We start from the raw sequence: 23,087 nt of genomic DNA on the forward strand, positions 1-23,087 counted from the left end.
AGGTGGAAGAAACCTGAACCTGACCATTGGGCGCAAGGGTTCAGAGTTCTGGAACTCCCACCTAATATTTTTGTCTGCATTTTTTACATATTCCTTTCAATACCAGGTTCACATCGCTCACCTCATAATCTTCTGGCAAGCTTTCTTCCGATATCTTATTCGGTAAACAGGTTGTTTTCCTACAATCGGTGCAATGAAAGTGGATATGTAAATCTGTACCGTATTTACCTTTGGCGTTTTCATCGGAAATCGCAAATTTTGCCATTCCAGTCCCATCATTAATCTGATGAATCAGCCCTTTATCCTCAAAAATCTTGAGATTGCGATAAAAGGTCGTCCTGTTTGCTGTTTTATTGGTTTCGCTCTTTTGAACAAAGGCCTTTTCCAAATCGGAAAAGGACACAGAACTTTGTTTCCTTTTCAGAAACTTGTATATCTCCGACCTCATTTTACTAGGGCGAATACCGTGATTTGATAATATTTTTTCCGTTTTGGTCATTTTAACCTTGATTCAAAAGCAATCTTCTTTATTAAATTTATTTTTTATAGGCGAGCAAACGCAATGCATTGACCACCACTACTAACGTTGAGCCCTCGTGAACCGCCACGGCTATCCCTATACTTGCCCAACTCATTATGGTAGCAGGAATTAAAAGCGCAACAACCCCCAAGCTTACCCATAAGTTTTGCCTGATAATCGCTTTCGCTTTTCTGCTCAAGCCTATGGCAAAGGGCAGGGTTTCCAGCTTATCGGCCATTAGGGCAATGTCAGCTGTTTCCAATGCCACATCACTGCCCGCTGCACCCATTGCGATACCTACGGTGCTGTTTGCCATTGCAGGGGCGTCGTTCACTCCGTCGCCTACCATTGCGACTTTGGATTCCTGTTCTTTTAATTTTTTAATGGCATCAACCTTTTCCTCTGGCAACAGGCTTCCCCAGGCATCGGTCAACCCAATTTCTTTAGCAACGGCATCGGCAACCTTTTGATTATCGCCAGTTAGCATTATCATCCGCTTGATACCGATTTCCTTTAATTTTTTAAGGGTTTCCTTGGCCGCTTCCCGTGGGGTATCCATCAGGGCGATGATACCGATATATTCTTTGTTCCTTCTTATGAGCATCGTAGTATTTCCGCCCCCTTCAAGTTCTTTTACTTTATTCGATATATCTTCGGATGGTTTTGCTTCATCGAGGTCTTCGTACAAGTCAAGGTTTCCAATATAGATTTTATCCTTGCCCAAAGAAGCTTTGATACCTTTTCCGAGAACTGCTTCCAAATCTGACGCATCGATAATATCAGTACCTTTCAGACGCTCTTTCCCATCCCTTACGACGGCTTTTGCCAAAGGGTGGTCGCTCAAGATTTCAACGGCAACGGCTATCTTTAACAGTTCATTTTCTTCAATATCCCCCAATGGTACTACTTCGGTAAGTTTGGGCTTGCCTTCGGTAAGCGTGCCCGTTTTATCAAAAGCCAAAGCAGTAATGACCCCCAAATCCTCAAGCGGTCGCCCACCCTTAATAAGTACACCGCCCCGTGCCGCACTTGCCACACCGCTCAATACGGCACTTGGTGTTGAAATGGCCAGTGCACAGGGACTTGCAGCTACCAATACCGCCATTGCACGGTAAAAGCTGGCACTAAATGGTTCGTTGATAACCAAAAAAGCAAAGAGCAGAATAACCACAAGAATAAGTACGGAAGGCACGAAGTATTTTTCGAACCTATCGGTCAACAGCTGTGTGGGCGATTTCTGGGTCTGTGCCTCGTTGACCAGTTTGACCAATCGGGACAGGGTAGAGTCTTTGGCTTCTTTGATTACCTTAATTTCCAGCGTGTTATTACCGTTGATAGTTCCAGCGAATACGCGGTTTTCGTCCTTGATATCATCGTCTTTCGAATAGTCCTTGCCCGTATCTTCCACAGGAAGTTTGTCCACGGGTACACTTTCCCCGGTAATTGGTGCTTGGTTTACGCTGCTTTTTCCGTTGACCACGACGCCATCTGCGGATATTTTACTATTGGGCTTGACCACTATAATATCGCCAATACTTAATTCCTCAATTCCAACTTCTTCGGTCTTGCCATCTTTTTTAAGCAAGGCTGTTTTTGGTGCAAGGTCTGCAAGCGCGGCAATGCTTTTTCTTGCCTTGTTCATTGCATAGTGTTCCATAGCGTGCCCAAGACTAAATAAGAACAGCAACAGTGCACCTTCTGCCCATTCCCCCAGAATGGCGGCACCAATGGCAGCGACCAGCATTAAAAAGTCAATTTCAAAACCACCCTTGGCCACAGTTTGAACAGCTTCCTTGGCCGTAAAGAAACCACCGAAAAAGTAAGCCCCTATGTACAAAGTAAGACTAACCCAATCTGGGATGGATTCCACATAGGAAAGCCCGAAACCTATCCCGAGAAGTGCCCCACAGATAATGGAAAAAATAAGCTCCGTATTTTTACCTAAAATCCCACCGTGGGCGTGCGCTTCTCCGTCCTCGTGGGTCTCGCCCTCCTTGTGCTGGTGGCCCTCTGTGGAAGTTTGCTCTTTAGTATCTTGCTCCCTGGAACGTTCCTGTTTTTTTCTGGATGCTTCGGTGTGATTATTTTCGTTTGAAGAACTCCGCTGAACCTGAAGGTCTTCCTTTTCAATCTGTTTACTTATTTCATCAAAATTTGTTTGCTTTTTATCAAACTCAAGACGTAGCATTCCAGAGGCCGAAACGGAAGCCTCCAAAACCCCATTGATTGCCAAAAGGCTTTTCTCTATGGAACGTGCGTGCCTTGTATGTCTTATTCCTTTAACCTCTATGAGCAAATGCCCGTATTTTTCGGTAATTTCAGCACCAGTCCGTTCGGCGAGGGATTGAATGCGGTCTATAGAAATGATATCGGGGTCATAATGAAAACAGAGCTGTGGTGTGTCATCTTCCTTTGTATCGGCAACGTGCACTTTTTCGATGCCCTCTTTAGCCTGTAATTCTTTTATAAGCCGCTCAACACAAGTATCTTTTTCGTTTGGAACTTGCGGAAGAATAACCGGAATTTTTAGTTGTAGTTTTTTCATTAGACTGATATTTTAGAGTATATAGTATTCGTTCGACTTCTCTCTTTTAGGAACCTCCTCGCTATTAATCATTTGTTTGAGGTTTATTTCAATGGTTGTCGCCAAATCGGTTATAGGGGTATCCATAGGTTGGTTTTCAAAAGGATCCTGCATCAAAATGGATGTTTTTTCAATGGCAACAAAGATGATCGGGATAAAAAAGGTAATGGCAATTTCACCAGCCACGTTCTTATCATCCAGGCCAAATGGCAACATTGTGGCGAAAACGTATATGATCAAATGGATCAATAGGCTATGTGCTTTCGGGAAGACCGTGTTTTTTATTCGTTCGCATTTGCCCATAGAATCGCAGAGCCTTGCTATCGTGCTATCGAGTTGAATTTGTTGAAACTCGTTCACTGTTTTTTCGCTTCTTGCATCGGTTAATGCTTGTGAGTGTTTTAAAAGAATTGCATTGGGGACATTTTGATCAGAGATATCTTCAAATTTTATGTAACCGGCCACATTGGGCGAAAACGGAAGGTTTCTCAAAGATTCACCCAAAGCATAGCACCATACGATTTGGCGGTTTGCCATTTCCTGTACATTATATACATATTGTTCATCTAACCTATCATAAAAGGAAATGGTCTGTCTGATTAGTGTACGGGAATCATTCACAATTGCTCCCCATATAATACGGGCTTCCCACCAGCGCTCATAGGCTTGATTAGTACGAAAACCCAATAATAATGCTACAGCGGTACCAAAAACACCGGTTATGGCAATGGGGATCGAGATTTTAGCCAAAAACCCATATTGATCCATATAACCCACGAGAATTGCGTAGCTACCTAAAAATAATACATCATATTTTATGGTATTGAGGAAGTGGAAAATTGAAATACGTTTGTTCAGTAGCATTTTTATTGTTTAAAAGGTTATTCGATATATTACCCGCTTTATATGTAAATTGTTTTATAGATTTAAGTTTTATTGTTGAACTTTTTTCTTGTTTTAAAATAGGGCAATTTTCGGGCGACAAGTAAAAGGATTATAAGTAATGTGCTTGTGATACTAAGTAAGTACATCCCAAATCCCAATGCGATGCCTACACCTGCAGTTGCCCATACGGTAGCTGCCGTGGTCAACCCCACTATAGAGTTGGTTGAATTGTCCTTAAAAATAATACCGGCCCCCAGAAAACCAATACCAGAAACGATATTGGCAACTATCCTGGTCTGGTCCGCCACCTCAATATGGGTATTGATGATCGTTAAAAGTGCGGCTCCAAGACATACAGCTGCATAGGTTCTTATACCGGCGTCGTGGCCATCAGTTTCCCTATCTATGCCAATTAAAATCCCCAATAAAACTGCCAACCCTAATCGTGGCAATAACAGTAGTTCAGTTTGAAGGTCCATTTTTTATTTTTTTAAAAGGTTATTCCAATTTCAGCACTAATTGTGCAAACTGTACCTGTATGGTCTTGTCCAAACTCTGGATTAAAGAATCAAGACCTGAATCTGATACTAAAACCTGTCCTCTTGCACTTATCAGGCAAGACATACTTACTCCTTGTTCTATATGGGTAATGGTGGTTTTAAATTGTGATTTAAAGGATTTCCCTTGATAAGTAACATCAACCAGCCAATTAAAGTTGATAGGGTCGTGCCGCTTTGACAAAAAATCTTGTGATGGAATAGCACCCGTGAACCGAAGCATTAAAGGGTCTTCCTGCTCTTGTAAAATGGAATTGACTTCAGGAATATCTGTTGATAAAGTCTTAAGGTCGAGTGCACCATTAACCACTTTGGAACCATAATCAAGATATAAGGCCAGTTTATGGCTCTCTGCCTTAATGGGTTTATCATCAACCAAAGTCATCATCATAATATGACCTTCTTCAGTTGTATAAATTTTTTGGGCGTTAACTTTATGATAACCAATTAATAAGATTATCAAAATAAAATGTTTAATATTCATAAGATCTATTTCTAAATGTATAAGCTTAAAAAGCAGCCTCTACTTTTGCTGTTATTCCATTAATCATTTTGCTTTAAAAAAAAGCATCATAAAAGCTGCCTGCTATCAATCAAGTTTTGACAAAAACCCGTATAAGCTGCTATCTCTTCAATTTAAACCTTGATGCCACACTTTGGGCAAAATTTAGCATCCAAAGGTATGCTCTCCTTGCAATTATTGCATTTTCCCTTGCCCAATGCCGAGCCGCATTTTTGACAGAATAATGCGTTTTGGTCGTTATCGTTGCCACACTTTGGACACCGTATCAAAACCTTTGATGCTGAACGATCATCACGGTAACCATATTCGTGCTTTTGACCGTGCTTGCCGGAATGATGGCCACCTCGTCCCATTCCCCTGAATAAATGTTTTAAAAATCCCATATTGTCTAATTTAAATTTGAATATAAATGATCTAAAAGTACCACTGTCTCAAGTACATTCCACCGAAATACCATTGATCATAATTATTAAAGTTTTTGTTAAGTTCTTAACTGCTTTTTTCTATCCATTCTTTGGCATCGTCTTTTTCTTCTGGCTTATAAAATTTTATATGAGCCTCTGAAAAAGGTAGCAATGCCTCGGTAAATTGCTCCTGCCATTTAACGCTTCCCACTAAAGCGACACGCTTTAAATGTGTTTCATTCGGAAGATTTAATTCAATTCCCTTCCAATAGGCACTTACCGTCCAGCCTTCAAAATTTTGCATTTCAATGTACCAGGAAACTTCCTGATATGCAGTTATATGTTCTGTTAAGACCGGTATCAAGTTTTCATAATCCTTGGCATCCAGCTTATTCTCTGCCACCATATATACAGTAGCCTCTTTTTTATAGATTGTTATCATTGCTCACTATTTTTAAATGATAATTGAATTTAAAAACCAAACGTTTAATCCAGATTCTCGCTGCATTTTTCGCAAATGCCCTTTACCACCAAGTTGATATCCTCGGTAATATAGCCATCAGGTAAGCTTATATGCGGGATTTTATGGGCTGTTAAACACACAGTTTCATTACAATTGTTGCAATGAAAGTGTAAATGAAGGTCGTTGCCGACCTCGCACTCACAATTCTCTTCGCAAAGGGCGTATTTTATAACACCTGTCCCATCCTCGATTTGATGCACAAGACCTTTTTCTTCAAACGTTTTTATAGTCCTAAATAGGGTGCTTCTTTCACTGACCTTAAAATCCTTTTCCAAATCGCCAAGACTAATGGCCACCTCTAATTCCGCCAAACGCTTATAGGTCATAAGGCGCATAGCCGTAGGTCGTATTCCTTTGCTTTCCAGTAGTTGGACTATTTTTTCCATTTGTGCTAAAGTGTTTTATAGGTCGTACCGTTTTAAGGAATCCCCAGTTTTAATCTGAAAGGCATCCTCAATATTTGCTATATAAATAATACCATCTCCAGGTTCTCCCGTTTTGCCATTTTTTAAAATTATTTCAATTGCCGCTTGGGCTTCCTCATTTTGACAGACCAATTCCAACTTGACCACGGGACTGTCGGTTATACGAAAATCTAACGAAGGTCTTGCGCCTTTAGACTTAAAGGCGCCAGTGCCTTCTGCTTGTGAAAGGGTCATACTTTCAAATCCATTATCTGATAGTGCCTCAATGACTCTTTGGATTCGGTTCGGTTTTATAAATGCTTTTATTTCCTTCATATTATAAATTTTTTAAATTTTTAATCGATTTTGAACCGAGCCTGTTTTTTAATTTTTAACTAACTAATTAAGACGATAAACAAACTCGGAATCAAAATCTTTGATTTTTATTGAATTAATGTCCGTGTTCCAGTTCGCCTTTAACCATTTCCGAGGATAGGTTATAAGCTCCGTTTATCACGACTTTGGCATCCTTTGAAACTTCGGCAGGTAGATTGACTTCAACAAAGCCTAAATCAGTTATACCAACGGTTACGGGTATCATTTTAAATTTCATTTTGTTCGCTTCCATTTCTCCATCTTCATCCAAAATAAAAATAAAGGATTGCTCGCCTTCTTTTATAATGGCAGCTTCCGGTACGGCGAAACCCTTTTTTTCGCCTTGCACTATTCGCCCTTGTACGTACATACCCGGCAATAGGTTTTTATCCTTGTTTTCAATATCTGCCAGAACTTCCAGAGCTTTTGGGTCGGTGTTGAATGTTTTACCCACAGACCGAACGGTTGCTTTAAGCAGTTCATCTGGACGAGAGGCCGTTGAAAAATATATCTGTTGTCCTTTCTTGATTTGCTTTATATCCTTCTCATATACTTTGAAGTTGACATAAATCTTTGAATTATCGCTTATTGAGAACATTTTGGATTGTTGCGCCACGTAATCGCCAAGACTAATCATTACTTCATCCACATAGCCACTTATGGGTGTGGTAATGGGAACAGCGGAATATATTTGACCTTCAGCCACTTTGTCCGGATTAATGCCCAACAATCTCAATTGGGACCGCAAACCATTGACGCTGGATGTTGTGGAACGAAATTTTGACTGCGCCATCTGAAATTCCTTTCCAGAAGACACTCCTTTATCATAAAGGGTCTGCTTGCGTTCAAAATCCTGTTTCAAAAAGACCAGTTCGTCATTTTTTTCCTGATATTCCTGTTGCATTGCAATGATATCTGGGTGTTCTATATATGCCAATACCTGTCCTTTGCTTACGTTATCTCCGGGTATTACTTTTATGGAACTTACATTTCCACCAACAAACGGACTGATGTTCGCTTTATCCTGTGGGAAAAGTTCCAGCATACCTGTTACTTTAATATTGTTCCCTAAATTCCGTTCCTCCAAAGGTTTCATTTCCAAACCGATGGTTTCAGCCTGTTGCTTTGTAAGTTCGACAAGGCCTTCTTCCTCGCTGTGTCCACCTTCTTCCTCTCCTTCATCGTGACCTTCTTCGCCGTGTGCATCCTCTCCGGCTTCATTGGTTTTTGATACGCCTTCAGCTTCGTTATGTCCAAGTTCAGATTTTTGTGCATCGTTACAGCTCATAAACATAAGTGTAAATAATATGGTACTTACTAATAGTATATTCTTCATTTCTCTTTTTTTTAAGGTTATAGATTGCCCAATTGATATTGTATCTCAATGGCCTGTTGGTTATACTGGTTGATGAAATCCAAATGGTTTATTTTTATGTTGATGGCACTGTTGAGGATGGTGATATAAGTAATATAGTCTATCTCACCTTCCTTGTTTGCCAGTTCAGCAGTGGTCAATTGTTCTTCTGCCAGTGGCAGTGCCGCTTCTTCATAGTAGTTCAGCGTTTTCAGCGTTTTGTCCTAGGCTTTGTAGAGTTGGGATACCATACTCTGTGTGGTCGCCTTTTGTGTCAAATACTGGTTTTCGGCCACCATTGCATCTGCCTTGGCCGCTCTTACCCTGTTTTTTTGCGGAAGGAACCACAAGGGGATGCTGATTCCCGCCTGATATGCGTTGAACCCCGTAAAATCATTGTACTTGAGCTTGTCATAGCTCAGGCTGAACTTGGGCAGGAACTGGGATTTTTCGACCTTCACGTTCGCCCTGCCCACTGCTGCATTCTGAAGGTCATACTGTAACAAAGGGTTGTTCCCTATATCCAAACTATCAGGGGCGGATATAGGGTTTATGATTCCATAAGGCCCATCCATCGTTTCAATGGACCCATCGATTCCCAGATATTGCTTTAATGCCCTTTTTGCAATCTCGATATCGTCATAGGACTGTTGCTTTAATACCTGTATTTGTTGGTACTCCGAGGAAGCTGAAATGTAGGCGAGTTTTCCGGTCTCACCGCTATCGTACCTTAATTTGGCCGCACTTTCAAAATTGGCATAAATGCTGTCCAACCTTTCGGCAAGCTCCAGGCGGGCCTTATTGTAGGCAATCTCGTAATAAGCCTGCATCACATCACGTACCAACTGTTGCTCGTTAAGGTCATAGAATTTCTCGCCCAGCTTGGTACGTTCCTTATAGAACCTCGATTTTGAAAACCCGGAGAGCAGGTCAATGTTTCCCTGTTGTACCCCGAAGGTACGCAGTCTTCCCTGATTCAGTCCTTGGTCTTCCCTGCCGGCATATAAAAAGGTCCTGCCCAGGTCAAAACTCGTCCCTTTCAAAGCCTGTTCCCGTTCAATAAATGCCTGACCTTCCTTAAGCGATGGATAATTCTGTTTTGCCATAGCAATGGCCTCATCTACAGTCAAGGTTTTTGGAATTGTACCATCTTGATTGGTGTCTTGGGCAAACGCAGTTCCAGAAGCCATCAAACCGCCAACCATCAATAATACGGTTAAAATATTCGTTGATTTGTTGACATAACTTACATCTCCATCATTATTGTTTCGTTCCTTTCTCGATTCGAGCCAATAATACAATACTGGAATGACCACAAGGGTTAAAAATGTTGCTGTTATCAATCCGCCAATAACCACCGTTGCCAATGGTCGCTGCACTTCTGCACCGCCAGAGGTAGAAACCGCCATTGGGATAAAGCCCATAATGGCCGCCGTTGCCGTAAGCAAAATTGGCCGTAAGCGTTCGTGCGTTGCCTCGTATATTCGTTTTTTTAAGTCTGTCATTCCACTTTCTTTTAGTTCATTGAATTTGTTTATCAGTACCAATCCGTTTAAAACCGCTACTCCAAAGAGTACGATAAAACCAACCCCAGCAGAAATACTAAAAGGCATTCCACGAATCAAAAGCGCAAACACACCACCAATGGCTGCCAAAGGCACTGCCATATAAATCATTAAGGACTGTGAAAACGAGCTCAAGGCAAAATAGAGCAGTATGAATATTAGGAAAAGTGCGATAGGCACTACAATCATCAATCGGTCTGAAGCACGTTGCAAGTTCTCGAAAGAACCCCCGTAGGTTACATAATAACCTGGTGGTAATTTTACTTGCGTTTCCAGTTTTTGCTGAATTTCCTCGACCATCGATTTTACATCGCGTCCACGAACGTTTACACCTACCGAAATACGTCGGTATGTATTGTCCCTTGAAATTTGCATCGGCCCTGGTTTATAGCTGATATCCGCTACTTCCTTTAAGGGTACTTGCGCACCGTTTGGCAGGTCAATGTATAGGTTTTTAAGATTATTGATATCCTGTCTAAACGCCTCTGCTAAACGAATGACCACATCGAACCTCTTTTCGCCTTCAAAAATGACACTTGCCTTTTCGCCCGCAAAGGCAGCACTTACGTAATCATTCAGCTTATCAACCGTTACACCGTATTGTGCCATTTTTGCACGGTTGTAAACCACGGTCATTTGTGGAAGCCCACTGGTTGCTTCTGCCCTTACATCACCAGCGCCATCTACGGTTTGTATGATTGCTGCCATCTCCTGTATCTTCTCGGCCAGTACTTCGAGGTCTTCTCCATACAATTTGATTGCCACGTCCTCACGCACACCTGTGAGCAATTCATTAAAACGAAGTTCGACAGGTTGGGTAAACACAAAATTTACGCCCGGGATGACTGAAATTTTTTCCTGTATTTTTTCTATGAGTTCTTCCTTGCTATCCGCGGAAGTCCATTTGCTTTTATCCTTTTCCAAAATGATATAGCTATCGGCAATGTCCATTGGCATTGGGTCCGTTGGGATTTCAGCCACCCCTATTCGGGAAACCATCGTTTTTACTTCGGGGAATTGCTTTACGATATTTTGAAGTTTTTTTGAAGCCTCAATAGATTCCGTAAGGCTGCTACCGGGTTTTATTAGCGCCTGCATTGCAATATCGCCTTCATCAAATTTGGGAATAAATTCGCCACCCAAGGTGCTAAAAATAAATCCTGCAATCAATAGCAAGGCAACCGCGCCTATAACCACACCTGCCCGAAAGCGAAGTGCAAAATTGAGCAATGGTACATACGCTCTGTTTAAACCGGACATTATTTTATCACTGAACCTATCAATCTTATTTTCAAATTTGGCAAACCAACTATTCTGATTTTTAGTAGGTTTAAGGAACATTGCAGAAATCATTGGCACGTAAGTAAGACAAAGGATAATCGCTCCCAAAACAGCAAACCCAAAGGTAAACGCCATCGGACGGAACATTTTACCTTCTACACCCGTTAAAAAGAGAATCGGGGTAAATACAATAAGGATAATAAGCTGACCGAAAAATGCAGAATTCATCATCGTACTTGCCGATTCATAGGCTATTTCATCCATTTCAGATTGGTCTATGGCGGTTGTGGTTTTTTTCATCCGTTGATGAATGTGAAATACCATTCCTTCCACAATAATTACCGCGCCATCCACGATGATTCCAAAATCGATTGCGCCCAAGGACATTAAGTTTGCCCATACACCGAATTGTTTCATCAAAATAAAAGCGAAGAGTAATGATAAAGGGATTACCGAAGCGGTAATCAAGCCACCACGGAAACTCCCCAAGAGCAAAACCAAAACAAAAATCACAATGAGGGAACCTTCTATGAGGTTTTTTTCTACCGTACTTGTGGTCCTCTCAATCAGTTCACTTCGGCTTAAAAAAGTTTCTATATAGACACCTTCGGGAAGTGATTTTTGAATCTCATCGATACGTTTTTGCACATTATCAATAACGTTGCTTGGACTTTGTCCTTTGAGCATCAAAATTTGCCCGCCTACAGATTCGTGCCCATCTTGGGTAAAAGCACCATAGCGCACTTGACTGCCGTAGCCCACCTTTTCGGCAACATCCCTTATAAGAACAGGACTACCGTTTTGAGTAGTTACAACGGTGTTTTCCAAATCGGCTATACTTCGTGCCAACCCTTCGCCACGGATAAAATTGGCTTGGTGGTTTTTTTCGATATAAGCACCACCAGTATTGGCATTGTTCACTTTGAGGGCTTCAAAGACCTGGTTCATTGTAATGCCAAAACTTTTGAGCTTATCAGGATTTATGGCAACTTCATATTGTTTGACATAACCACCAAAAGCATTGACCTCGACGACTCCGGGGACTAAAGCCATTTGGCGTTTTACAATCCAATCCTGGATGGTACGAAGCTCCATTGCATCGTATTTATCTTCGTAGCCCTTTTTTACTTTAAGCGTGTATTGATAAATTTCACCCAAACCAGTGGTAATTGGGGCCATAAATGGCGTGCCGAAGCCTTCGGGGATTTCTGCACTTACTTCCGTAAGCTTTTCCTGTACCAATTGTCTTGGTAGATAAGTGCCTGCCTCGTCCTCAAAGACAATGGTTACCACCGAAAGCCCAAAACGGGATACCGAACGCAGTTCGATAACATCAGGAAGGTTTGCCATTGCCAATTCTACCGGATAGGTTACAAATTGTTCAATGTCTTCAGTACCTAAATTTGGGGCAACTGTAATAACCTGTACTTGGTTGTTAGTAATATCGGGTACAGAACCCAGATTTATAGTGGCCATAGACCAAATGCCTGTACCCACAAGAGCCACTATAAAGAGCCCAATAATAAACTTGTTATTAATGGAAAATGAAATGATTTTGTTAATCATAGAAAAAGTATTAATTCAGTTTAAACCTCGCAATGCAATTAGATGCAATGCGTTTATAATGCGATGCTTACTTTGAAAAGCATCACGTAAGGATATAGCTATCCTTAAAAAACTGAATTATACTTTAGGGGGTTGGAAAAGCGATTCCAAATATCTGGAAGTGAAGTTGACTGTATGTAAATTGAACTGCTCTTTCTCTTCAATCTTTAATCGATTGATTGGAGCTGTACTTTTGTTTGCGGTAAATACTACCGGATGATACGATTGGTGATGGGAATGGACAGGCATATTCTCCTTATCCGAATTGTTATGATGCCCTTTATTATTTACATCATTTTCAATGTAATCTTCTACTACATATTCAAAGAAAGAATCGCCATAAACTTTATGGTCTTGATAATGGGTAATAATGCTTGAAATTTCTTTAATTGGCCCACAAAAGTCCACATCTATGCTAATTCCCTGAAAAAGGAATAAAATTGACATTGATATGGAAACGAATATTTTCATAAAGTTTGACAAAGATACAAATTAATCGATGCACAGGTTGTGCAAAAACTACGGTTGTTCTTTATAGACTAATTTTAGTTAACCTTAAATATAGATTTTACCTCTCTATAAATCCGTTCAAAATTGAGCTTTAATTCATCGGTTGTAAAATGTCGATGAGGATATGGTATTTCCCTTTTAATCACTTGTAGTTTAAATTGAACTCTTTTATCCTCGCCATCAGCAAAAGTTATAAACTCGCCTTGTTTCAAACGAAAGAAAACATCTGCCCTGCGTTTGGAAACTTCTTTTTCGCCTGTGGTAATCCGAGTGTCAAAATTCAGGTTATGACCACGGTTGATACTTGTGGTTTCTTTACGGACAATCTCAAAAAAACGTTCATAGTATTTTGCAGTATCTGGGTCATTGACTTTGCCAAAAAATTGATAGGAAAGATTGCTCAAAATAGCCTTACTCGCTTTGTCTCCATATAGCATATCATTCTGAATTTTGTCCTGCATCACGTAAATTGTGGCAATATCATAGCTTCGTAGCGTAGCCGGAATACGGTGCATATTTAGTAGTTTGATGGTTGGGGCTTCTTCCATCATTAAAAATGACGACTGTTGACCTCTCACGCTCATTTGCTTGATGACTGTGTGCATAATTGCAGCGATGATAGGCGAGTAAGCCGATTCATATTTGGGATGGTTCACAATGCAGATAACAGCAGGATTATCCTTGCTGTTGATATTCAATGGTACTTCATCTTTTGACAAAGCCATAAACAACTGTTGTGAACCTATCTTTTTAAAGGCATTGGCCAATGTGCTTTTTACACCCGCCGTTTGCTTGTCAGAATCCATTCCGTTGATAAAAGCACTTGCCATACTTCGGGAAGTGATATTTGAGCTCACAAAAGTAACCAACTGTTTGGTAGTCATCGATTGAAAAATAGCAATCAAATGGGGCAGGGTGCAATATTGAGGATAGGACGTTTTTAGTTTCCAAATCATCCCACCCATCAAACCTTCAACAGCATCACTAAAGAATTTTGTGGTACTGTTTGTACTGGATTCGTTGAACTCCAAAAGGTTTTCAATGAGTACCTTGGATAATTCATTCACACTTTCCTCATTGGGCAAATATCTTGGGGCAATTGGGTTTACACGATAATGGATTTGGGCAAAGGCAATGGTATAGAATTTTACATCCTTTTCTTTAAATAATGGGTAGGCAATTTCGGTAAGTTCAAAATCCTTATAATCGTGTATGATACCACAAAACTGGTGTTTGTTAAAATGTTGTAAAAAATTATAGATAACACTTTCCGTTTTACCGCTTCCCGCAGAGCCAATAATCGATGCACCTCGCTTGATATTTTCGATTTTAAATTTTCCGCGTTGAAGTTTAAAGCGTACCTGATATTTCTTATCTCCGTTTTTGGGTTCCTCTTGATGAAGAAACACATATAAAACTGTACTGACAAACAATACTGGAACAACAATAAAAAGGATGATATGTGGTATTGACATACTCATATCCCAATAGAACCCGACTGTATGGCTCGGTCGATTCCCTTTTTAAATTTGTTGATTATCTTCAATGCCAACTGTACTTTGTTTGTTGGAATATTCATTATGGGTACACCAGATTTGGCAAGTATTTTATAGGCAGTTGCCTTTTCATTGGTTGGCAATCCCGAAAGAATTGAGAAATACAACTTTGGATTTTTCAGGAATGTTTTACGTGCCTTATAAGTTTCAACATAGTTTCGTTTGTATTGAAATAGAGTGTCAAACGTTTTTTCAGAAGCCTTAAAGAATTTGTCCCTATCAAAACCACGTTTTACAGGTTTGCCATTAAAAACGGTTTCCGAAGCTTTGTACTTGCTACCAGGGGACAAACTGTATTTATTGGACATATCCTTTCTGCTCACAATAATATGAATATGGTTTTGAGAGCCTTCTTTTGGCATCCCTCTAACAATGCGTTTTCCATCTTGTTGATGTGGTGCTTCTTTTTCCAATCGGGACATCGTTTGATGTAATTTTCTGATGTTTCCTTCCAATTCGCCACTTTCAATTTTTCGGATATCGTTCTTAATTTGAAGTATCTTGGTGGCATAAGGTTGATTTTCCTGAATTTGTTTGTCCGTTCCCTTATACGTTCGTTGATGCTCAATTTTGGCGTAGTATTTAATGTCATCTACGGTAACAGCTCGTCCGTTTATTTCACGATTGAAAGATTTAGCATACTCCTTCATAATTTCTCGGGTGTACTGTTTTAGTTCTTCGGAATGATTTTGCAATCGCTTCAATTCATAAGCACTCGGATTGACCGTAATGGAATAAAATTTAGGTTCGGTCTTTTTGAGTTTAGCGGTATTTCCGTCGATTTCTTTGACGACTTCCTTTCCTGATATTTCTTCGCCATATTGGTCAAAAAAATGTTCAATCTCATCAATGGATTTTCCGTCATTCTCTTTTTCGAGATACGCGACAAAATCGGAAACGCTCTGTGCGTAATTGCCATCTAATGTCTGTTTGGTTACTGTGATATACATTTTATATTTTTTGTTTAATGTTTTCAAATTCATCTTTGCTCAAATCCACTTTTAAATATCCTCCTCCAAAACTGCCTTTTACATAAGTGGTCTTATCAATGATTTTTTCCAAATCATATTTTACCGAATGGAATTGTTGTTGAACTTCTTCGTAACGATATCGGTAATGGTTCAACTCCTCGTTTTCAGTAATCAGTTCCTGTTGTTCAAATTCATATAGTTCTTCTTGTGGCTCTTTCTCATTTGGGTTTTCCTGAAAAAGCAATTCCAACATTGCATTGGTGGGTTTGGTCTGGTTTTTTTCAATATCTTTAATAATGGCTACAAGGGCATTGATTCGTTTTTTTAAGCTATTCTCCAAAGTCCTCATATTCGCACCCAAAGATTCATTTGGGGATAGCTCGTTCACATCAAAAAAGTTCATCATTGTTTCCAGCGTATCGGTATGCGAACGTGAAATTCTTTTGGAAAATTTCCGAAAACGAGTTGCCACATTAGGTTTGATACTAATGGCAGAAAAACTGTATTTCTTTTGTTGATTTGAACTCATTTACTGTAAAAAATTGCCGTTTTATAGGGGTTTCAAAAGAATTTACTGTAAAACTTAATTATTTCTCTATTTTATATAAACAGTAATCATTTGAATATCAAATAATTACAACTAAAAATCAATCGTTAACACCGCCTTGGCGTGTTACCCTCTTGCTTCTCCAAATTCGTCCCGCAGGGACAAAATTTTTCAAACAACCTGACTAAAAAGTCAGTTGCTTTTTTTCGGAATAGAAAATTCCGATATGTTTAATTTTTGGTGGGTATCATTATCGGCGAAAGTCAAATCAAAATGGGATAACGATACTTAAATTGATACTGCTTAACAGTCTTTTAAAGATATTCTATTTAGATATAATACTGAAATACAGATTGTTTCCAATTGGTTTGTTTTGATACCAAAAAATAGGATTTTTATGAAAAAGTAAATTTAAGACGTCGAGTTTCAGAATATTGGCTCTTAATATTGTGAAAAAATAAGGCACAAAAAAAGACCTCTGAAAGTTCAAAGGTCTAAATTCTTGTTTTCAATTTAGATGTTAAAAACGTAGGTATATGTATATAGGTTTTTTATCGCTTCTTCGTCCAATATAGTGTTATAATCTATATGATGTTTATTGGCGTAGGCTTTTAGGTCATTCCCAAATTTGCTCTCTATTTCTTCTTTTGAAACGGAAAGCAGATGCTGTTGGGTTTCGTCATCGAGGTTGTTATAATTCAGATAAATCATAGCCTTTCATTTTAATATTCGCTTGTTAGCATCAGCGTATTATCCACAAAATATAAACGCAGTTCATCCAAAGGAAAATCCGTAAAGTTGTATCGATGTGTTTCTAATATATTACCGTTTCCATCGCTGTAAATTATTTCAGCTTCATAGCCTGAATAATCCTGTTTTTCTTCCGATAGCCTTTTAAAATCTATTGTGATAAAATGACTTCGGTTCAACAAACTTTTGGCAATTACGGAAACATCTGTGATGAGCCAAAAGCAGTCCGCTATATTGGCTAAATATTTCAATCCGTTTGTAAATCGCGTGCGTATCAATGGGATTTGATAGAACATTTCAGAACCGTGAAAATGTTGCAATCCTTCTTTTATTTCGTTAACTTGTGCTTTCATTGTTATGTCTTTTTTAGAATTAATGATGAAAAGAAGAGGGCACAAACTAATTGAAAACTGGTATTAGTGCCCTCTTTACTTTTTACTTACTACCTAATAATAGGATTTCATCGGCTACCACTTCGGTAACATAGCGTTGGTTGCCATCGTCCGTGGTATAGGTTCGGGTCTTTAGTTTTCCAACAACTCCGATTTCTTTGCCCTTTTCGGCATACTTTTCGATAATTTCAGCAGTTTTGCCCCAAGCGACAACGGTGTGCCAATTGGTGTCCGTTTGCTTTTCGCCCTTGCCGTTTTTGTAGTATTCATTGGTTGCCAATGATAAACGGGCTACTTTCTTACCGCTTTCAAGGTTCGTAATAGTTGGTTCTTGCCCAACATTTCCAATTAACTGAACGTGATTTTTAATAGTACTCATAATAAAAGATTTAAAAGATTAATATTTCCCTTTTTGATTTAAACTGAATTAAATTTTAAGGGGTGTTTGTATGATTTCTTTCGTGCTCCGCACAATAGATGAAGTGGGTTTTGTCAAGACTTTTAGGGAATAAATCAGGTGTGTTTGCGACGTAGTAAAATCCTTGGATTTTCAAGGAAGTAGAAACCTTATTTTTGCCTAAAACTTGTACAGTCTTGACAAGTTCCATAATGGTATTAGCAATTCTTATAAAGCCATTTGTGGCGAGAGCGTACCGACAGTTAAGCGAACAGAGCAAATGGCATTATTTTAGAATTGGTTATGCCATACCTGTTTTTCGCTGTCCCGAAAAACATTAAAGGCTTCATCTATTATAAACCCCTTAAAATGTGTGAGGCAAAGGTTCGGTTTTTAAGAATTGTCGAGCAAAGACCAAAGTAGGCTTTGCCGTTAATTCTGTTAAGAAAATCGAGGCTTTGACTTTCCGATTACAAGCGGACTGGATTCACGGTTTTGGCTTGGGAATGTAGCGTTCCTTCCCAGCGAAGCGGGAAGGGGAAGCGGAATGGAAAGCCAAAAACGGGGATTGGGTCCAAGATTTTTTAGAGAGAAGCTCTTTGCCCGAAATGTAGCTTTTCGCGAAATGTAGCGGTAAAGTGCTGAACGGTTTATAAAACGAATTATTCTTTTGAAGTAGGGTTTTAAAGCGGACTTGACTTTAAAGATGTAGATTGGAATAGAGTTTGACCACTTCCCGAATTTTCTCGGGAATGAGTGGGCAAGTGGAATGGAAATCGGAATCTTTGAAGTTGTGTCCAAGACCTTTTTTGAGTGAAGCTCTTTTCCCGAAATGAAGCTTTTTCGCAAAATGCAGGGAAATGGGCTGAATGGGTTTATGAATTTGATAGCATAAAAAAAACCTCCCTACCAGAGTAAGAAGATGTTTTTGCTCCAGAATTTAAACCGATTATTTATTTAAAATATGCCTTTTAACTATTGTTCCTAAATCTTTCTCCGAAAACCATATATTCTCTGGATGAAGGTGCATAACGGGTGCTTGTTCGCACTTGTTGTTGCAGTCCATATCGTCAACCTCAATTTTATTTTTTAACTTGTATTTCTTTATATAATAATCTAAAAGCTTTCCTTTTTTCTTTCGGCAATTTACGCCGTCACACCGATAAATTACTGGCTTACTATTTTTAGATTCTTCCATAATGTTATTGTTTATTGTGAATATTTTTAGGTCTCAAAAAAACAACCACCAATACCAATAATACTATTGTTATGATGCCACCATACAAAAAACTTTGATTTGGGAATGTCGTTCCCAAAAATCCTGCCAACGGATACGCAAATGCCCACCAGAGATGTGAAAACGCAAAATGAGAACCATACACTTTACCTTGTTCTTCAATGGGTACTGTTTCTCCGATAAGTGTTTCGGATGGAATTTCCGCAAGGCTTTGACCAAGTCCCGCAGTAATCCATACAATGAATAACATTGAAAAATCGAGATAATTGGCAAAACTTATAGCGACCCCTAAAATCAGAGCTCCAATAATGAGAGAGATGCGTCTTGATTTGGATTTATCAATTGCTCCAGAAACAAATGCTGCTACCATTGCGCCAATAGCGAAAGCTGCCATTATGATTCCATAATCTTTATCTGTAAGTTCCAATCCACCTTTGACCAGTACGATGGTATTGACCAAAATAAGTGCGCCAGCAACCGCAGAAACGAATTCAATGAATAATGCAAAGCGCACGTATTGATTGGAAAAGAGTAGTCTAATACCCTTTAAAACATCTTGCCAAGTGGTTGGCTTTATCTTACCCTCGATTTCGTCTGGAACAACATCCAACTTACTTTTAGGAAGGCTTAACAATAAAATACCTGCGATAACAAATGTAGCAGCATCGACAAAAAATATTTCCCTTGCACCCAGCCAGATAGCTAAAATTCCTGCCAATCCGGGGCCCAACACACCTAATAGCTGATACGTGGCTGCCGATAAACCTATGGCTTGACGGTATATGGATTTATCTACAATCTGCGGAATGATAGACCGGTAGGTCGGACTAAAAAATGCATTGAAAACATTCATAAAAAAAATAAGGATATAAATTTGCCATTCTTCAGTTACAAACGGCAAACAGCCAACTATGACCATTCTTATAAAATGTGTGGTGTATAGTATTTTCTTTCGGCTAATCCTATCTGCCAATACGCCTGCAAAAGGCGAAAATATAATGAATGCAGTTACTCGTAAAGTAAGAGCTGTTGCCAATATGACCGCAGCTCTTTCTTCGCCGAACTGATATGCCAAAAGAGCCAATCCAACCCACGTAAAGGCATCGCCCAATAAACTTATGGTCTGTGCCAAATAAAGTTTCGCGAATAAACGATTACGTAAAGCTTGGAATGGCTCTAATAGTTTTGACAGTTTCATCTATTTTTTTAAATCAATTAAGTTTAAAATATAATTTGCGCCTGCAAGATGAAAGGCTATTCTAATTGGGCATAAGAATTTACCTCCCATCGCAGGACTTAAAAAATTATAAGATATACTGCCCTTTCAACCTGAAATTGACCACTATATCTTCACTGCTATTATTTCTAAAAAACCAACCGTGTTTTCCTTCATAAGGGGCTAAAAAAGTGCCAACCATATTATGGGAATTTGAAATCGTATAACTTTCAAAATAGACCTCTTTTACTTCCTCTTTTTGTTTTACCTCACCGTGAAAATCAAAATAAAGAACTTCGTTGTTGGCAGTTGTCCATTCATATTTCATAGTTCCGTATTTGAGCATATTTATTTTAAATTCTATGCCTTTTCCTGCCGGAACTACTATTTTGGTTTCATCCTCGCGAGTTGTTAATTGTTCTTCGGGTGCCGGAAAATCTGCCTCAACGGGTCGAGCGACATCGGGTCCTGACCCAGCTTTTTCGAGTTTGATTAGTGGTAGATCAGATGTTGATACCATCATTCCCAAACCATCAGTTTGATTGCTTTCAGGCACATAGAGTTTGCTAAATCCTAAAAGTTTACCTGCTCCTGTTGGGTCTATACCATATTCCGCAGGTAATACTGCAACAATCAAAAGAAGTGCTCCAACAATTAATGCTATGATGGTTGCTTTTATAATTTTACTTTTTTCCAATATTGGATGATTCATTTCTGACATAATTATTTTTTTTAAGATGTAAAATAGCCTGTTAATTGGAAGCCGAGCAATAAAAACCCAGCTGCCATAAGTGCTGTATTTGTAATTGTTGAAAATTTCATAAAACTGGGTTGCCTTCTCCAAATTGTTATAAGGATTAACACAACTGCTAAAGCAATAAACTGTCCTATTTCTACTCCAATATTGAAACCAATTAGGTTCGTAAAAAGGCCTTCTTTATCAAATTTAAATTCTTGCAGTTTACTGGCAAGACCAAAACCGTGAAACAGACCGAATATCAAAACTGCTGCTTTCGTGTTAGGTTGTTTTCCGAAGAAACGTTTAAAACCTCCTAAATTATCAAAACCTTTGTATACAATGGATAGCGCGATAATCGCATCAATCAAGTACGCATTAATATTGATGTCGGCTAAAACACCTAACAGTAACGTTGTACTATGGCCAATGGTAAAAAAGCTAACATATAAAAGCACTTCTTTCGGTTTGTATAAAAAGAAAATAACACCGACCAAAAATAGCAGATGGTCATAACCTGTAATCATATGTTTTGCTCCTATATAAAGAAAAGGGCCAAATGCAACACCACTATTTCCTAACAGAAATGTTTGTGTGTCTTCATCTACTCCGTGAGCATACGCTATTGAACCTAATGCTCCACATAGAAAAAGAATGAGAAAGGCATATATTTTTTTTATTTTCATAATAAAATTGTTTAAGTCCCAATGTACATAGCCGTGCAATGGGACTTTGATTATTAATGGGCGTGCCCGTGGGATTTAACTTGTTGTATGCTGTCCAATCTTCTATTTTCTTCTCTTACTATTTTCAAACTATCTTTCTTTTGCCTCATTTCTTCTGGGCTTAAAGTTGTTTCAGTATTTTGGGTTTCTACGTCCTTATTTTTATTGGTTTCTCTACAAGATGCTAATAGGGTTAAGCTAATGGTTGCGATAAAAAGTACTTTTTTCATAATGTTTAATTTTTATTGTTATTGATTTTTAAATTATTCTTCTTCTTCAGAATTTCTTATTGCGGACAAGATGGAATAAGCGTTTTTAACTACAGGTTTAAAATTTTGAACAGTAGCACCATCAGCAAATGTTATAGCCGTGTACCCTTCCTGCTCAATTCCTTTTTTAACCTGTTCTAACTTGAATGTATAGCCATCTTCCGTTTCTTCGATTTGAAGGACTACGAAATCTTTTCCTTCATATTGAACAATAGCTTCTGAAGAGATTGCATTTTGTTTATTTGTACCGCTTTCTACCCAAGCCTTTACGTACATTCCTGGCAAAAGACCTTTTTCGTTCTCCTTGTTTATGTGGCAATAAACTGGCGTCATACGGTCACTACCAGTCGCTTTTCCAATTAAGAAAACCTTGGCAGTACGATTGAAGGTATTGTCATCAGAAAGCGAAAATTTAACGGTTTGGCCAATCTCTAACTTTTCTAAATCTTTCTCAAAGGCATTCAATGCCAAATGAACATCGTTTAAATCTACCAGTTCAAATAGAACATCCTGTGGCGACACATAATCGCCAATATTTACCTTACTCGCTTTTACAAAACCTGAAATTGGTGCATAAAGATTCGCGGTTCGTGTTATATTTCCATTTTGGACAGAACTGCTACTTATTCCCGCAAGCGCAAGCTGCTGTTCGTATGCCTTCACTCTTCCCTGTGTTATTTTATAATCTGAAGAAACCTGTTGAAATGTTTTTGCAGAATTGATGTCCTCCTCTCTCAATTTCTTTTGTCGGTTAAATTCTTCTTCAAGAAATTGAAGTCTGCTTAAACTTTCCAAATAGCCTTGTTGGATTTGGATAAATTCTGGGTTCTCAATGGTTGCCAAAACTTGCCCCTTTTTAATTTCTTCACCGGGTAATCTCCCAGCAGTTTTTAAATAACCTCCTAAAGGTGCAGATACCGATGCCATACTTTTAGGCTCTACGTCAATGACTCCATTTAGTTTTATGATGTTACTTAAATTTCTCATTTCAATCGCACCAGTTTCAATTCCGGCGAGATTGTATTGGTCTTTGGTAAAAGTGATTTGTTTGGTTCCAGTTGCAACTGGTTGTTCTTCTTTCATCGAAGATTTTTCGGAACCTTCCACTTTTTCGGAATCCTTATTGCCACAAGCCACCATCAATAGGGTGGATAAAATGAGCAGCGAAATTTTTGTATTGAATTTAATTTTCATCTTTTTA

At 38.9% G+C, this 23,087-nt stretch carries 23 protein-coding genes and 1 pseudogene; all 24 read right to left on the bottom strand.

Annotated features, from left to right (window positions below; genetic code table 11):
• Positions 1 to 61: 61 nt before the first annotated feature.
• Entirely contained in the window at positions 62 to 499 is a 438-nt protein-coding gene (locus tag ACU1LP_RS00410) for a Fur family transcriptional regulator (protein ID WP_445733338.1), read from the bottom strand.
• 37 nt (positions 500 to 536) lie between these two features.
• Positions 537 to 3,065: a heavy metal translocating P-type ATPase gene (locus ACU1LP_RS00415; protein WP_445733337.1), complete on the bottom strand. Its 2,529-nt coding sequence runs from the start codon at positions 3,063 to 3,065 to the stop codon at positions 537 to 539.
• 12 nt (positions 3,066 to 3,077) lie between these two features.
• Positions 3,078 to 3,968, bottom strand: coding sequence for a bestrophin family protein (locus ACU1LP_RS00420; RefSeq protein ID WP_445733336.1), 891 nt, complete (start codon positions 3,966 to 3,968; stop codon positions 3,078 to 3,080).
• 62 nt (positions 3,969 to 4,030) lie between these two features.
• The gene (locus tag ACU1LP_RS00425; protein WP_445735242.1) at positions 4,031 to 4,468 is read right to left on the bottom strand and encodes an MgtC/SapB family protein; all 438 of its coding nucleotides are present in this window, start codon (positions 4,466 to 4,468) and stop codon (positions 4,031 to 4,033) included.
• Between the two features lie 19 nt (positions 4,469 to 4,487).
• Entirely contained in the window at positions 4,488 to 5,009 is a 522-nt protein-coding gene (locus tag ACU1LP_RS00430) for a hypothetical protein (protein ID WP_445735243.1), read from the bottom strand.
• Positions 5,010 to 5,182: 173 nt separating this feature from the next.
• The gene (locus tag ACU1LP_RS00435) at positions 5,183 to 5,452 is read right to left on the bottom strand and encodes a zinc ribbon domain-containing protein (protein WP_445735244.1); all 270 of its coding nucleotides are present in this window, start codon (positions 5,450 to 5,452) and stop codon (positions 5,183 to 5,185) included.
• 106 nt (positions 5,453 to 5,558) lie between these two features.
• A complete protein-coding gene (locus tag ACU1LP_RS00440; protein WP_445735245.1) occupies positions 5,559 to 5,915 on the bottom strand; it encodes a SpoIIAA family protein in 357 nt (118 codons plus the stop codon).
• A gap of 44 nt (positions 5,916 to 5,959) precedes the next feature.
• Positions 5,960 to 6,382 carry a Fur family transcriptional regulator gene (locus ACU1LP_RS00445; RefSeq protein WP_445735246.1) on the bottom strand — a complete coding sequence of 141 codons (423 nt, stop codon included), beginning with the start codon at positions 6,380 to 6,382 and terminating at the stop codon, positions 5,960 to 5,962.
• Positions 6,383 to 6,397: 15 nt separating this feature from the next.
• Entirely contained in the window at positions 6,398 to 6,736 is a 339-nt protein-coding gene (locus ACU1LP_RS00450; protein WP_445731157.1) for a P-II family nitrogen regulator, read from the bottom strand.
• Positions 6,737 to 6,851: 115 nt separating this feature from the next.
• A complete protein-coding gene (locus ACU1LP_RS00455; RefSeq protein WP_445731158.1) occupies positions 6,852 to 8,111 on the bottom strand; it encodes an efflux RND transporter periplasmic adaptor subunit in 1,260 nt (419 codons plus the stop codon).
• A 17-nt stretch (positions 8,112 to 8,128) separates the two neighbouring features.
• Positions 8,129 to 12,541 (bottom strand): annotated as a pseudogene (locus tag ACU1LP_RS00460) (CusA/CzcA family heavy metal efflux RND transporter).
• 117 nt (positions 12,542 to 12,658) lie between these two features.
• A complete protein-coding gene (locus tag ACU1LP_RS00465) occupies positions 12,659 to 13,027 on the bottom strand; it encodes a hypothetical protein (protein ID WP_445733501.1) in 369 nt (122 codons plus the stop codon).
• Between the two features lie 98 nt (positions 13,028 to 13,125).
• Positions 13,126 to 14,571: a type IV secretory system conjugative DNA transfer family protein gene (locus ACU1LP_RS00470; protein WP_445735247.1), complete on the bottom strand. Its 1,446-nt coding sequence runs from the start codon at positions 14,569 to 14,571 to the stop codon at positions 13,126 to 13,128.
• On the bottom strand, positions 14,568 to 15,596 hold the full coding sequence (gene mobB, locus ACU1LP_RS00475) for a MobB family relaxase (RefSeq protein WP_445733499.1): 1,029 nt from the start codon (positions 15,594 to 15,596) through the stop codon (positions 14,568 to 14,570). The genes ACU1LP_RS00470 and mobB overlap by 4 nt, the downstream gene beginning before the upstream one ends.
• 1 nt (position 15,597) lies before the next feature.
• The gene (locus ACU1LP_RS00480; protein ID WP_445733498.1) at positions 15,598 to 16,146 is read right to left on the bottom strand and encodes a BfmA/BtgA family mobilization protein; all 549 of its coding nucleotides are present in this window, start codon (positions 16,144 to 16,146) and stop codon (positions 15,598 to 15,600) included.
• Between the two features lie 531 nt (positions 16,147 to 16,677).
• Complete coding sequence (locus ACU1LP_RS00485) at positions 16,678 to 16,875, bottom strand: hypothetical protein (protein ID WP_145002318.1); 198 nt, start codon at positions 16,873 to 16,875, stop codon at positions 16,678 to 16,680.
• 11 nt (positions 16,876 to 16,886) lie between these two features.
• Positions 16,887 to 17,267: a DUF6876 family protein gene (locus ACU1LP_RS00490; RefSeq protein ID WP_445733497.1), complete on the bottom strand. Its 381-nt coding sequence runs from the start codon at positions 17,265 to 17,267 to the stop codon at positions 16,887 to 16,889.
• An 82-nt stretch (positions 17,268 to 17,349) separates the two neighbouring features.
• Positions 17,350 to 17,685: a single-stranded DNA-binding protein gene (locus ACU1LP_RS00495; RefSeq protein WP_145002314.1), complete on the bottom strand. Its 336-nt coding sequence runs from the start codon at positions 17,683 to 17,685 to the stop codon at positions 17,350 to 17,352.
• Between the two features lie 967 nt (positions 17,686 to 18,652).
• Complete coding sequence (locus ACU1LP_RS00500) at positions 18,653 to 18,901, bottom strand: (2Fe-2S) ferredoxin domain-containing protein (protein WP_445733496.1); 249 nt, start codon at positions 18,899 to 18,901, stop codon at positions 18,653 to 18,655.
• Between the two features lie 4 nt (positions 18,902 to 18,905).
• On the bottom strand, positions 18,906 to 20,138 hold the full coding sequence (locus ACU1LP_RS00505) for an MFS transporter (protein ID WP_445733495.1): 1,233 nt from the start codon (positions 20,136 to 20,138) through the stop codon (positions 18,906 to 18,908).
• Between the two features lie 106 nt (positions 20,139 to 20,244).
• On the bottom strand, positions 20,245 to 20,868 hold the full coding sequence (locus tag ACU1LP_RS00510) for a hypothetical protein (protein ID WP_445733494.1): 624 nt from the start codon (positions 20,866 to 20,868) through the stop codon (positions 20,245 to 20,247).
• Positions 20,869 to 20,888: 20 nt separating this feature from the next.
• Positions 20,889 to 21,578, bottom strand: coding sequence for a HupE/UreJ family protein (locus ACU1LP_RS00515; protein WP_445733493.1), 690 nt, complete (start codon positions 21,576 to 21,578; stop codon positions 20,889 to 20,891).
• Between the two features lie 53 nt (positions 21,579 to 21,631).
• The gene (locus ACU1LP_RS00520; protein WP_445733492.1) at positions 21,632 to 21,847 is read right to left on the bottom strand and encodes a hypothetical protein; all 216 of its coding nucleotides are present in this window, start codon (positions 21,845 to 21,847) and stop codon (positions 21,632 to 21,634) included.
• A 33-nt stretch (positions 21,848 to 21,880) separates the two neighbouring features.
• Positions 21,881 to 23,080 (bottom strand): efflux RND transporter periplasmic adaptor subunit, encoded by a 1,200-nt coding sequence (locus ACU1LP_RS00525; protein WP_445733491.1) that lies wholly within the window; start codon positions 23,078 to 23,080, stop codon positions 21,881 to 21,883.
• Positions 23,081 to 23,087 lie beyond the last annotated feature (7 nt).

The organism is Mariniflexile sp., assembly GCF_052728615.1.